A 13,029-nucleotide genomic window follows, 5' to 3' on the forward strand; every position below is an offset into this window, starting at 1 on the left:
CGCCTTCGCCGGCAACGCGGCGATCTACGACAGCCCGGCCGGGGTGCACGTGGTGCAGGGCTCGATCCGCGACCTGTGGGCGAGCCAGGGCTACGAGACCGGGCCGCTGGGTTATCCGACCGCGGACGAGAAGGTCACCCCCGACGGCAAGGGGCGCTACTCGGAGTTCGAGCGCGGGGTCATCACCTGGACCCCCGCCGGCGGCGCCCGGTCGATCTCCGGCGACGTCGTCGCGAAGTGGCGGTCGCTGGGCGGTCTCACCTGGGAGCGGGGGCTGCCGGTGACCAGCACGTTGCGCACGCCGGATCGGAAGGCGTGGTTCAACGCCTTCGCCGGCAACGCGGCGATCTACGACAGCCCGGCCGGGGTGCACGTGGTGCAGGGCTCGATCCGCGACCTGTGGGCGAGCCAGGGCTACGAGACCGGGCCGCTGGGCTATCCGACCGCGGACGAGAAGGCGACCTCCGACGGCAAGGGCCGGTACAGCAGCTTCCAGATCGGCACGGTGTTCTGGACTCCCGCTCTCGGACCGCAGGCCGTGTACGGCTCGATCTTCGCGCGGTACCAGGCGCTCGGCGGCGTCACCTCCCGCCTCGGCTACCCGACCACCAGCGAGTACGCGGTGCCCGGCGGCCGGGCGAACGACTTCGAGCAGGGCCGGATCACCTGGAACGCGACGACCGGCGCGGTCACCGTCACGTACCGCTGACCGGCAGGCCCACGAGCGACGGCCCCCACTCCGCCCGGCCGGGCGGGGTGGGGGCCGTCGTCGTCCTGCACCGAGGGGCGGGTCAGCCCTGCCAGGCAGCCACGCTGCGGCTCTCGATCGCCGTCTCCGGGGCGCCCACGTCCATGCGCGGCACCCACTGGAGGAGGCGGATGGGCCGGTCCAGCGGCCGGCCGTCGGTGTACACGGGGACGACCACCTGGTCGACGAGGGTGCGGGCCGGAGCGTAGGGCCCGCCCACGAAGTCCGCGACGATGATGTCGCCGCCGTCACCGGCCGAGGCGATGCGCCACTCCGGGACGTCGGTGATCCCGTTCTCCTGCACCGACGGGCGCTGGCACGGGAAGACGAAGGCCACCGGCCAGTCGACGATCGCGGGGCTGCCCGGGTCCACGACGTCCTGGAACTGCTCGGTGACCGGCACCCGCGGAGCGGACACGGCCATCGGGAGGTCGGTGTCGGCCCCGTTGTCGCTGGCGATCAGCCGGACGACGTCGACCCCGGCGGGCGTGGTGGCGGGATCCAGGCGCGCGTCCTGGGCGCCCGTCGCCTTGCCTCCTGGCTTCGGGATGCCGCGGGCGGCCTCGGGGGTGACGCGGTCGCCCGAGACGGTGCCGAACTCGGCGACGAGGTTCGAGCCGACCCCCCAGCCGCCGGCGGTGGTCACCACGAGCGGCAGGTCGCCCGTGGCGAACCCCTCGGGCAGCTCGTACCAGCCGGTCACCAGTGTCGCGGGATGGCGGCCGTCGGCCGAGGTGTGCGCGGTGGCGATCCAGCCCGGCAGTCCGACGCCCGCCGAGCTCAGCGCGGGACCCACGGGGGTGTCCCCGTCGGTCACGGGGACGAAGTTGTCGAGCACGGGTTCGGGCTCCTCCTCCGTCGTCGCATCCGTCCGCCGGAGGAGGCCGGCCTTCGGGTCGGTCTCCACGGTCAGCGCCTCGGCCAGCCCGCAGGGCTGCCCGGAGGCGGTGGCGGCGACGTCGGAGGCCAGGGAGTAGGTGTCGCGCTGCGAGTAGCTGGCCTTGGCGAAGCTGCCCAGCTGGAGGGCGACGGTGAGCGCGGCCAGGGAGACCGCCACGAACGAGGCCGTGGGGAGCCAGCGGACCCCCGGCACGCGGATGTCCGACTCGTCCATCACCCGCGCCCGGACGACCAGCACGGTGGCGAGCACGGCGACGCCCCCGGCGCCGAGGAGGAAGACGGAGGAGAACGAGAGACCGAACAGCTGCGGGGGGAGGTCCCGCCACGGGATGGCGTTGTTGGACAGGTAGGCCCACTGGTTCCACCCGGCGTAGGACAGCGCGGCCACCATCAGGACAGCCACCAGCGCGACCGAGGAGCGGGCGAGCTCGCCGACACCGACCCGGCCTCGCGCCGGCACCGCGCCGTCGTCCGGCCACGACGGGTCGTCGTCGCGGGACGGCCGGGCGAACAGTCCGCAGGCCAGCACGATCAGCGCGGCGCCCAGCGGGGCGAGGGCCCCGAAGTGCATCGTCCACTTGGTCGGGGTGAAGAGCAGGACGGTCAGGGAGAGGCCGAACGAGGTCGCCAGTCGCGCAGCCAGGCCCCGGGTCGCCTCGTCGGACCAGCGGCGGGCGGCGAGGTGCCACACGATGCCGGCGACGGCGGCGAGGGTGAGCAGCACCGGAACCCGCCGGGCCAGCGAGCCCTGCATCTCCCCGGCGCTCAGGAGCTGGTCCCACCTGTCGCTCTCCGACGACCACGGGACCGCACCCGGCAGCACCGCCCGGATCTCGTTGGCACGCAGGACCGCGGCCAGGCTCTGGTCGGCGAACATCAGCAGCAGCGCCGACCCGGCGCCGGCCACGGCGACCGCGGCCGCCGCGGGCAGGCCGATCGTCCGGCGGGCGAGGCGCAGCAGGGGCACGACGGCGGCGAGGAACGGCATGAAGGCGGCAGCACCGGTCGGCGTCACCGCGAGCGTCGCCCCGGCGACGACGGCCGCTCCGGCGACGGGCAGCAGCCGCTCGAGGCGGAGTCCGCGCTCGAGGAGGACGAGCACGGTGGCGAGACCCGCGGCCACCCAGGGCTCGGGGCGCAGGCCGAGGTTCGTCGGCAGCCACCACGCACCGAAGACGACCGCGGCGGCGAGGAAGCCCCAGGAACCGCGCGCGAAGCTGCCGAGCCGGGGGAGGAGCCCCCGGGAGAACAGGAACCAGGTGGCGATGCCGAGCAGCGCGGAGGGCACGCGCATCCAGCTGGTCGAGCCGCTGATCTGCGACCAGAGGTACATGACCTCGTAGAACCAGCCGAACGGCGCCTCGGGGGCGTTGAACCAGCGGTAGATGTTGCCGATGTAGTCGTTGTCCCCGCGGCCGCGGATGATGCCCGAGATGTAGCCGTCGTCCACCGTCAAGGGGCCGATGAAGGTCCAGACGGCGAGCCCCGCCACGACCGCGGCGTCGACGAGCCAGCGGAGCGGGGCCGGGCTGCGCAGCCGCGCGGGAGCCGCCGACGACCCGGTCCGTCCCTCGGCGCGCCGGGCGCGGTCGCCGAGCCCGAGCAGCACCAGGGTGGCGATCAGGGCCAGGACCGCGAGGACGGCGAACGCGAGCTTCAGCGGCGAGGCGCTGGTCTGGAAGACGGTGTCGGCGGTGACGTCGACCCGCAGGTCCCCGGGGGTGGTGCGGTCGGTGAACACGCCGGCGACCGCGGGCCGCACGTCACCGGCGGCCTCGCGCACCGGCTCGCCGTCGACGGTGAGGGTGGTGCCCGTCTCGGTCGACCGCACGGTCCACGTGCACTCGCCCGAGGCGGGGAGGGCGTACTCCTCCAGCTCGGTGCCCCCGCTGCGGATCCGCAGGGAGTCGTCCGGGCCGACGAGGACGCGGAGGCCGTCGAGTCGCGGCTCGCCCGGGAGCTCGATGATCGGCGTGGTCGACAGCAGGACCGTGCGCGGCTCCTGGCCGCGCACGTCGGCGCACGCGCCCGTCGCGTTCAGCTCCGCCGGCTGGAAGAGCATCAGCGGGATGGCCACCGGAGAGGCGTCGCCCGACGCGCCGGGCCAGCTGTAGACCGCCTCCGGCTGCTCGACGGGGGCCACGACGAAGGCGAGGGAGGCCAAGAACGAGAGGACCGCCAGCCCGAGAGCGGGCCAGCGGTACCGAGAGGCCCGTTCTTGCGCGGGGTTGTGCGAGCGCATGCGGCGAGGGTAGCCGCGCAGCAGAGGCCGACCCGGCCGCGACAGTCGCATGGTGTGACCGGTCCGTCACGGTTACCCCGCAGGTCACTGGAGTCCCGGGGGCACCGGTGGCTGGGCGGTCCAGTCCGGGACGACGGTAGCCTCGGCGGACATGACCGTCACCGCGCCGTCGGCCGCTGCCTGGGCAGGGGCGAGGAAGGACCTGGTCGCCGGTTGGCGCTCCCGTGAACTGTGGGCGCACCTCGGCTGGCAGGACATCCGGCAGCGATACCGCCGATCCGTGCTCGGCCCGATCTGGATCACCATCAGCATGGCGGTCACCGCCGTCGCCCTGGGCATCCTGTACGCCGGGCTCTTCGGCAACTCCCTCGAGGAGCAGCTGCCCTACATCCTGGTCGGCTTCATCGTCTGGGCCTTCATCTCCGGCTGCATCCTCGAAGGCTCCGACGTCTTCATCAAGAACGAGGGGCTGATCAAGCACCTGCCGGCCCCGATCTCGGTGCACGTGTACCGGCTGGTGTGGCGGCAGACGCTGCTGTTCGCGCACAACCTGATCGTCTACGTCGTGATGCTGCTGATCTTCCCGCGCCCGCTGGACTGGTCGCTGCTGCTGTTCTTCCCCGCCTTCCTGCTGCTGGCGCTGAACGGCGCGTGGGTGGGACTGCTCTTCGGCATGGCCAGCAGCCGATTCCGCGACCTGAACCCGATCATCGGCAGCGTCGTGCAGCTGATGTTCTTCCTCACACCGATCGTGTGGATCTACGAGGACTTCCTCAACAGCCCGAACCCGGCCATCGCCGAGCGCGCCCGGCTGGCCGAGATCAACCCCTTCCTCCACTACATCGAGATCATCCGGCGGCCGATGCTCGGCCAGGAGACGGTCTGGCACCACTGGATCGTCGTCCTGGCCATCACGCTCGTCGGCTGGGCGGTGACCATGTGGGCGATGCGCCGCTACCGCACGCGCGTCTCCTACTGGGTCTGACCGCTCCGCAGAGAGGAACAACCACGTGGTCCGCATCGAGACCCGGCAGGCGAGCGTCGACTTCCCCATCTTCGACGCGAAGAGCCGGTCGCTGAAGAAGGCCGTCCTCGGCGTCGTGGGCGGCAACATCAGCTCCGACCGCAAGGTGCCGGTCATCCAGGCCCTGCGCGACATCAACATCAGCATCGAGGAGGGCGACCGCGTCGCCCTCGTCGGGCACAACGGCGCGGGCAAGTCCACGCTGCTGCGGCTGCTGTCCGGCATCTACGCGCCGACCAGCGGCACCGCGACGATCGAGGGGCGGGTCGCCCCGGTCTTCGACCTCGGCGTCGGGATGGACCCGGAGATCTCCGGCTACGAGAACATCATGATCCGCGGCCTCTTCCTGGGCATGAACCGCAAGCAGATGGAGGCCCGGGTCGACCAGATCGCCGACTTCTCCGAGCTCGGTGACTTCCTCGACATGCCGCTGCGCACGTACTCCACCGGCATGCGGGTGCGTCTGGCGCTGGGCGTGGTCACCAGCATCGAGCCGGAGATCCTGCTCTTCGACGAGGGCATCGGCGCCGTCGACGCCGCGTTCCTGGAGAAGGCCCGCGACCGTCTGGAGGAGCTGGTCAAGCGTGCCGGGCTGCTCGTCTTCGCCTCGCACTCCGACGAGTTCCTCCGCCGGCTGTGCACCACCGCCATCTGGATGGAGCACGGGCAGGTCAAGCAGCAGGGCGGGCTCCGCGAGGTCCTGACCGCCTACAAGGGCAAGGACCCCTGGCCCGACGACGCCATGAGCCCGGCGTGACGACGCCCCCGGTGAGCGGTGCCGACTCCGGCGGGCCGGTCATCGCGGTCGTCGTCACCCACCGGCGTCCGGGGCTGCTGGCGGAGAGCCTCGCGGCCCTGGCGTCGCAGAGCCGTCCGGTCGACTCCGTCGTCGTCGTCGACAACGGCGCCGACGAGGAGACCGCCGCGGTCGTCGCGGCTGCCGACGTCCCCACCACCTACCTGGCCTCGCACCGCAACCTCGGCGGCGCCGGTGGCTTCGCCCTCGGCATCCTCACCGCGCTCGCGCAGGGCGCCGCCTGGGTCTGGTGCGCCGACGACGACGGCCGCCCCGCCGACGGCACGGTCCTGGCCACCCTGCTGGCCTGCGCCCGGACCCACGACCTCGCCGAGGTCTCGCCCGCCGTCGTGGACAAGGCCGACCCCTCGCGGCTGGCCTTCCCCCTGCGCCGCGGGCTGCAGTGGCGCCGGACGCTGGACGACTTCGCCGGCGTGGAGCTGCTGCCCAACTACGCGTCGCTGTTCAACGGCGCTCTCTTCCGCGCCGACGCGCTCGACGTCGTGGGCGTGCCGGACTACCGGCTGTTCCTGCGCGGCGACGAGACCGAGGTGCACCGCCGGCTGGTGCGGTCGGGCCTCCGGTTCGGCACCTGCATGCAGGCGGCCTACCTCCACCCGGAGGGCACGCAGGAGTTCCTGCCGATCCTCGGTGGGCGGCTCTCGGCGCAGTACCCGGCCGATGAGACCAAGCGCTTCTTCACCTACCGCAACCGCGGCTACCTGATGTCCCAGCCCGGGATGCGCTGGTTGCTCCCGCTCGAGCTGGTTCGCTTCTCGTGGTTCTTCCTCGCGCGCAAGGACGTCCAGGGCCTGAAGACGTGGCTCGGCCTGCTGCGCCAGGGCCGCCAGGAGCGCTTCACCCGCCCCTGAACGACCCTGCCCCTGAACGACCCTGCCCCTGAACGACCCTGCCCCTGAACGACCCTGCCCCTGAACGACCCTGCCCCTGAACGACGTCGTCCCGGGTCCCGCACGGTGAGTGCGGGACCCGGGACGACGTCGTCGGGGTTCAGCCCTTGGCGACGGTTCCGCCGGAGGCCTCGAACACGGCGCGCCAGTTCTCCCGCGACGTCAGGTCTCCGTAGGCAGCGCGGTACTGCGCGCTCATCTCCGGGAAGCGACGGCTGATCTCCCGGTTGAGCTCGACCGACCGGCGGGCCAGGGCCCGGAACGCGGCCGGGTCGCGCCGGCGGAAGGTGACCCCGCGGCCGTCGGCGGTGCCCACGGTCGCGGTGTCGAGCTGGGAGAGCAGGAACCACTGGGCGTCCTGAGCGGGCACCTGCAGCTGCGGCCGCTCGGTGTCGCGGGCCGGGCGGAGGTTGGTCCGCAGGGCGCGCAGCGCCGCCTTGGCGATGGCGACCTTGCCGACCGGCGGGCGGGCCATGCCCTCGGTGACCACCGGCTCCATCTCCGGCTCCGGGATCAGCTCCCGGTCGGTGACGACCTGGCTGTCGGCGTACTGCTTCTGCTGCGCCCGAACGTCGGCCAGCGCGGTGGGCAGCGCCGGGAAGATCGTGGACGGGCCGGCGAGGAAGTCCTCGTAGGCCTTGATGTGCAACGCGACGGCCGAGTACTCGAGCTTGAGCAGGTGCTTGATGTCGGCCTTGATGCTGCTGCGGACGATGCCCCCGCCGTTCTCGTGCGGGCTGTGCATGGCCGCGACGATCAGCCGGTTGCGGGCGAAGAAGTACGCCTGCCAGTCGCTGACGTCGTCCTTGTCGGTCCAGGAGAGGTGCCAGATGGCCGCACCCGGCAGGGTCACCGTGCGGTAGCCGTTCGCCTTGGCCCGCAGGCCGTACTCCGCGTCGTCCCACTTGATGAACAGCGGGAGGGGGAGGCCGAGCTTCTCGGGGACCTCGCGCGGGATCAGGCACATCCACCAGGCGTTGTAGTCCACGTCGACCCGGCGGTGCAGCTCCTTGGTCTCACGCAGGGAGCGCTCGGCGAAGTCGTGCTGGCTCACCGCGTAGGCGGCCGGCCGGTACAGGAAGCTGAAGGTGTCGACGACCTCGCCGCCGATGTGCAGCACGGAGCGGTCCTGGAGCGCCAGCATCTGGCCGCCGACCAGCATCGGCTCGTCGGTGAACCGGCTGAAGGCCAGCGCCCGGTGCAGGCTGTCGGCCTCGAGCTGGACGTCGTCGTCGAGGAACAGCAGGTGGGTGGCGTCGGTCTGCTCGAGGGTCTCGTACATGGCGCGGGAGAAGCCGCCGCTGCCACCGAGGTTGCCCTGCTCGACCAGGTGCAGGCGGTCGCCGAGCTGCCCGGAGACGCGCGGGAAGGCGGCGTCGTCGCGGACCTTCTTGTTGCCCTGGTCGGCCACGACCACGGCGGTGAGCTCGGCGCTCACGACGGGGTCGGAGACGATGGTGTCCAGCGCGGCGACGCAGTCGTTCGGCCGGTTGAACGTGCAGATGCCGACGGCCAGCCGGCCGGGGCGCAGCGGCTCCCGGTCGGCGTACCAGCCGCCCTCGACGACGGTGAGGTCCTCGTCGGCGGTGAGGTCGAACCAGTACCAGCCGCCGTCGACGAACGGGGTGAGGTCCAGCTCGAGCTCGACGACCTCCTCGGCGCCGCTCACGGCCGCCCCGGTGACGTGCACGATGTCGCCGTCGGCCTTGGACCGGTAGACGTCGATGCGCCCGGCGCCGGTGAGGCGCAGCTGCAGCACAACGCTGGACAGCGAGGTCCAGCGCCGCCAGTAGGCGGCCGGGAAGGCGTTGAAGTAGGTGGCGAAGGAAATCTCGTCACCGGCGGCCAGGTGCCCGGTGGAGCGGTTGTCCACGCGGATGCGCTCCGCGCGCTCCTCGTCGAGGTAGAGCGAGCGCAGCTTGCGCGGGTCCGCCGGGCGGGGCATGAGGATCCGCTGCAGCAGCGTCACCGCCTTGCCGGGGGACAGCTCCTCGGCCGAGAGATCGGTGATCAGCTCGGGGGAGGTGGGGGCGCTGGTCATGTCAGTCCTCCAGACGGCCGTCGAGCGACTCGCCCTGGTCGAAGAAGGGCCGGATCCGGTTGTCGAACATGGAGAGCGCGGAACCGATGGCCATGTGCATGTCGAGGTACTTGTAGGTGCCCAGCCGGCCGCCGAAGAGAACGCGCTTGTCCGCGGCCTCCTTGCGGGCGAGCTCGCGGTAGTGCTCGAGCTTGGCGCGGTCCTCGGGAGTGTTGATCGGGTAGTACGGCTCGTCCCCGGACTCGGCGAACCGCGAGTACTCGCGGACGACGACGGTCTTGTCCTCGGGGTAGGCGCGCTCGGGGTGGAAGTGCCGGAACTCGTGGATCCGGGTGTAGGGCACGTCCTCGTCGGCGTAGTTCATGACCGCGATGCCCTGGAAGTCACCGATCGGCAGGACCTCGGTCTCGAAGTCCAGCGTGCGCCAGCCGAGCTCGCCGGCCTCGTAGTCGAAGTACTTGTCGATCGGGCCGGTGAAGACCGTCGGGACGTCGGCGGGCAGCTCGTCGCGGACGTCGAAGTAGTCGGTGTTCAGCCGCACCTCGATGTTGGGGTGGTCGGCCATCCGCTTCAGCCAGGCGGTGTACCCGTCGACCGGCAGGCCCTCGTACGTGTCGTTGAAGTAGCGGTTGTCGAAGGTGTAGCGGACCGGCAGCCGGGCGATGATCGCCGCCGGCAGCTCGGTGGGGTCGGTCTGCCACTGCTTCTTCGTGTAGCCGCGGATGAACGCCTCGTAGAGCGGGCGCCCGATCAGCGAGATCGCCTTCTCCTCGAGGTTCGAGGCCTCGGCGGTGTCGATCTCGCCGGCCTGCTCCGCCACCAGGGCGCGGGCCTCGCTGGGGGAGAAGCTCTTGCCGAAGTACTGCGAGATGGTCGCCAGGTTCATCGGCAGGGAGTAGGTCTGGCCCTGGTAGATGCTGAAGACCCGGTGCTGGTACTTCGTGAACTCGGTGAACTGGTTGACGTACTGCCACACCCGCTCGTTGGACGTGTGGAACAGGTGGGCGCCGTAGACGTGCACCTCGATACCGGTCTCGGGCTCCGGGGCGGAGTAGGCGTTGCCCCCGATGTGGTCCCGGCGGTCGAGCACGAGCACGCGCTTGCCCAGCTGGGTGGCCACCCGCTCGGCCACGGTGAGGCCGAAGAAGCCGGAGCCGACGACGATCAGGTCAGGTGCGGCTGAAGTCACGCCTGAGCACTGTACCGGCGACGCGGGCGCTCTTCCGGGGACGTCGGCGCACGAGCGCCTGGAATGAGAAGGAACCGTCCCACTCGTCCCAGGTGCCCCACCCGGCGGCCCGGGTGTGCCGCGGCTCACTCCGGCCGGAGGGCGGCCACCACGACGGGGCCCAGCTCGGTGCTCGCGAACTCCTCGCCCTCGAGCACCTCGCGGGGCAGGTGCACCTCCCACCGCGACGAGGTGCCGCTGGTCGGCGCCCAGGCCACCGAGCTGAAGACCAGCCGGCTCCCGTCGTCGGGGTCCGGCTCGAGCGCGAACACGGTCGGTCCCTCGGGGTTCTGGCGCAGCCGGGCGACCAGCTCGTCGGCGGGCAGGTCCTCCAGCCCCTCGAGGAAGGCGCGGCGCTCCGCGTACTCGCCGAGCGGGTTGGCGTAGAGCTCCCACCACTGCTGGTAGGAGTGCAGGGGGGTCGTCGCCTGCAGCAGGATGTCGTCGGTGAGCACGGCGCCGTCGGCCTCCTGGCCCGCGGCCTCCGCCGTCTCCCGGATCGCGGCGGCGAGCTCCTCCGCGCTGGGAGCGCCCTCGACGGCCTCCCGCGCCTCGTCGCCGGCCAGGACGGGGAAGGTTCCGTCGGGGTACGGCGTCTCGTGGGCCAGCCGGCGGGGGTCGACGTCCCGCAGCAGCCACTCGTAGGTGTGCCCGCCGAGGGAGATCAGGAACAGCACGCCCAGGCCGGCGGCGGCCGCGCGCCGCAGCGTGGCCGGCCCCGGCAGGGCCGGTAGGGCCGGCAGCAGCTTCTCCAGGCGCGGGGCCACCGCCACCAGGAGAAGGGTGCCGCCGGCCAGCAGCGCCACCCCGAGGACGAGCAGCACGCGGTGGAAGAGTGCGCCGCTGCCGAGCTGGCCGCCGACGATCTGGAACAGGCCCAGCAGCATCGCGGCGCCGCCCAGGGCCTGGGCGCCCCGCAGGCGTGGCTGCCCGCGGACCACGAGGAGACCCACGGCGCCGACGAGCGCCAGCGCGAACCAGGGAGAGGCCGACACGGTGAGCGGCCGGACGTAGGAGTCCGGGGCGACCCAGGAGGTCGCCAGGGCCGGGGGCCTGCCGGCCGCCAGCCACTCGACCAGGAACACGCCGAGCCAGGGGGAGACCAGCACCGCGGAGGTGACGCCGGCGACGAGCACCTCGAGCAGTCGGCCGCGGTCCTGGCGGCGGCGCCACACGACTGCGGCCAGGATCGCGACCACCGCCACGGCGGCGTACAGGACGTAGAGCCAGGCCGCGAGGCCCAGCGCCAGCCCGAGGCCGAGCCCGCGGCGCCAGGAGAAGGGGCCGTCGGCTGCGGCGAACCAGGTGACCAGGGCCGGCAGCGGCAGGGCGACCAGCCAGCCGTAGGGCTCGTAGGCGCCGGCGAAGAAGAGGGTCTCGCCGCCGAGCCAGCCGCTCTGGGCGTAGGGAAGGCCGAAGGTGGTGACGGCGACCAGCAGCGCCGCCAGGCGCGGGCCGCAGGTCAGCCGCCAGAGCGCGAACGCGAGCACGACGGCCAGGTACAGCGAGGCGATCGCCACCCACTTGTAGGCGTGCCAGCTGGACAGCCCGGTGACCTTGGCGACCAGCCCCACGACCCAGAACCAGCCGGGGGAGTAGAACGCCGGGACGTCTTGGTAGGTGTAGTCCGACAGGCTCAGGTCGTCGGCGAAGCGGGCGGCGTACTGCAGCCGGAAGGACTGGTCGCCGAAGGGGCCGGAGAAGAACCACTCGGTGCCGTGCAGGGCGATGATCGTGAGCGCCGGGAGGGTGGCCGCGACCAGCGCGCCCGCGGTGTGGTGGGCCAGCGGGCTGCGCCGGGTCAGCAGCCACCCGAGCAGCGCCGCGACCCCCAGTGCGACGCCCGAACCCTGGTACTGCGAGCGGAGCCAGCTCGGCGGGGGCAGGACCAGCGCCGCGACGGCGATCAGGACCGGCAGCGCCAGCCACGGGAGGAGGACGAGGAGCCGTCGCGGGCGGTGGCCGGCGGGAGCCGCCGTCGCCGTCGCGGTCCCCGGGTGCGCCGGCGGAGCGAGCTCCGTGGTGCTCCGGGCTGTCATCGCGAACCTCCGTGAAGTCTGGCGTTCCCGGGGAGAGCGGACCCCGGGCAGGACTGAACCGGAGCGCGTCGTCGCACCCCGTGGGCAAGCCTGCCCTCTGCCCGCACAACGGTCCATCCGGGGCTCGGGGCGGCGCGCCCGTTACGTTCGTGCCCATGTACGAACCCGCGACGCCCCGTCCGCTCCGTGTCGTGGCCGTCACGTACTCGCCCGGCGACTCCCTGGACGGGTTCCTGGAGTCCCTCGCGACGGCGACGACCCTGCCGGTCGAGGTGGTCCTCGCCGACAACGGCTCCACCGACGGCGCGCCCGAGCGGGCCGCGGCGGCCCATCCGCACGTCCGGGTGCTGCGCACCGGAGGCAACATCGGGTACGGCGCCGCGGCCAACGCGGGTCTGGCCGGCCTCGCCGAGGGCTACGCGCTGGTGGCCAACCCCGACCTGCGGTTCGAGCCGGGGTCGGTCGACGAGCTCCTGGCGGCGGCGGCGCGCTGGCCCCGGGCGGCGACGCTCGGCCCGGCGATCCGCACGCCCGAGGGCGAGCTCTACCCCTCGGCCCGTGACCTCCCGAGCCTCTCCACCGGCGCCGGCCACGCACTGCTCGGCTGGGCCTGGCCGGGCAATCCCTGGACGGCCCGCTACCGGCGGGAGCGGGAGGCGCCGCGGGAGCGCCCGGCCGGGTGGCTCAGCGGCTCCTGCCTGCTGGTGGACCTCCCGGCCTTCTGGTCGGTCGGGGGCTTCGACCCCGGCTACTTCATGTACTTCGAGGACGTCGACCTCGCCGAGCGGCTGGGCCGCCGCGGTTGGCTGCACGTGTACGTGCCGACGGCGGTGGTCGAGCACGAGGGCGGTCACGCCACCCGCCGGGAGCCGCACCGCATGCAGCGGGTGCACCACACCAGCGCGCTGCGCTACCTGTCCGGGCAGTTCCCGCGCCGTCGGCACGCGCCGCTGCGGGGTGCGCTGCGCGCCGGCCTCGGCGGCCGGCTGCTGGTCTCCTACGTCAGCGGGCGGGTCGCCGCGGGTGCCCGGTTCCAGCGGCGGGCCCGCGAGCTGGCCGCGGTGCGCGAGACCTCGCGGACCGATCGTCGGGAGAGCTGA

General features: G+C 72.7%; 9 protein-coding genes. 5 read left to right on the plus strand and 4 right to left on the minus strand.

What is annotated here, in order from left to right:
• Positions 1–709 (plus strand): LGFP repeat-containing protein (locus LBW97_RS14910; protein ID WP_374490041.1); only part of this gene is annotated, 709 nt, incomplete at its 5' end.
• Positions 710–791: 82 nt separating this feature from the next.
• Here the strand turns inward: LBW97_RS14910 and LBW97_RS14915 are convergent.
• Positions 792–3,890: an arabinosyltransferase domain-containing protein gene (locus LBW97_RS14915; RefSeq protein WP_224500147.1), complete on the minus strand. Its 3,099-nt coding sequence runs from the start codon at positions 3,888–3,890 to the stop codon at positions 792–794.
• 151 nt (positions 3,891–4,041) lie between these two features.
• Between LBW97_RS14915 and LBW97_RS14920 the strand changes: the two genes are divergently transcribed.
• Genes LBW97_RS14920 through LBW97_RS14930 form a run of 3 tightly spaced genes read left to right on the plus strand, consistent with a single transcriptional unit; the run spans position 4,042 to position 6,582 of the window.
• Entirely contained in the window at positions 4,042–4,875 is an 834-nt protein-coding gene (locus LBW97_RS14920) for an ABC transporter permease (protein WP_224500148.1), read from the plus strand.
• A gap of 25 nt (positions 4,876–4,900) precedes the next feature.
• Complete coding sequence (locus LBW97_RS14925) at positions 4,901–5,671, plus strand: ABC transporter ATP-binding protein (RefSeq protein ID WP_224500149.1); 771 nt, start codon at positions 4,901–4,903, stop codon at positions 5,669–5,671.
• Complete coding sequence (locus tag LBW97_RS14930) at positions 5,668–6,582, plus strand: glycosyltransferase (RefSeq protein WP_224500150.1); 915 nt, start codon at positions 5,668–5,670, stop codon at positions 6,580–6,582. Before LBW97_RS14925 ends, LBW97_RS14930 begins: the two co-directional genes overlap by 4 nt.
• A gap of 139 nt (positions 6,583–6,721) precedes the next feature.
• Here LBW97_RS14930 and LBW97_RS14935 read toward each other — a convergent pair whose 3' ends face one another.
• The 3 genes from LBW97_RS14935 to LBW97_RS14945 form a co-directional block, all read right to left on the minus strand.
• Positions 6,722–8,662, minus strand: a complete 1,941-nt coding sequence (locus LBW97_RS14935) for a glycosyltransferase (protein WP_224500151.1) — start codon at positions 8,660–8,662, stop codon at positions 6,722–6,724.
• A 1-nt stretch (position 8,663) separates the two neighbouring features.
• Positions 8,664–9,851, minus strand: a complete 1,188-nt coding sequence (glf, locus tag LBW97_RS14940) for a UDP-galactopyranose mutase (protein WP_224500152.1) — start codon at positions 9,849–9,851, stop codon at positions 8,664–8,666.
• A gap of 125 nt (positions 9,852–9,976) precedes the next feature.
• Positions 9,977–11,929 (minus strand): arabinofuranosyltransferase, encoded by a 1,953-nt coding sequence (locus LBW97_RS14945; protein ID WP_224500153.1) that lies wholly within the window; start codon positions 11,927–11,929, stop codon positions 9,977–9,979.
• A 155-nt stretch (positions 11,930–12,084) separates the two neighbouring features.
• Here LBW97_RS14945 and LBW97_RS14950 point away from each other — a divergent pair, with 155 nt between their 5' ends.
• Positions 12,085–13,029: a glycosyltransferase family 2 protein gene (locus tag LBW97_RS14950; RefSeq protein ID WP_224500154.1), complete on the plus strand. Its 945-nt coding sequence runs from the start codon at positions 12,085–12,087 to the stop codon at positions 13,027–13,029.

Source organism: Blastococcus sp. LR1 (assembly GCF_020166105.1).
Lineage (GTDB): Bacteria > Actinomycetota > Actinomycetes > Mycobacteriales > Geodermatophilaceae > Blastococcus.

Excerpts from the sequence above, each read along its gene's own strand:
- LBW97_RS14915 (WP_224500147.1), bottom strand. The coding sequence starts at position 3,890 with ATGCGCTCGCACAACCCCGCGCAAGAACGGGCCTCTCGGTACCGCTGG.
- LBW97_RS14920 (WP_224500148.1), top strand. The coding sequence starts at position 4,042 with ATGACCGTCACCGCGCCGTCGGCCGCTGCCTGGGCAGGGGCGAGGAAG.
- LBW97_RS14935 (WP_224500151.1), bottom strand. The coding sequence starts at position 8,662 with ATGACCAGCGCCCCCACCTCCCCCGAGCTGATCACCGATCTCTCGGCC.
- LBW97_RS14945 (WP_224500153.1), bottom strand. The coding sequence starts at position 11,929 with ATGACAGCCCGGAGCACCACGGAGCTCGCTCCGCCGGCGCACCCGGGG.
- LBW97_RS14950 (WP_224500154.1), top strand. The coding sequence starts at position 12,085 with ATGTACGAACCCGCGACGCCCCGTCCGCTCCGTGTCGTGGCCGTCACG.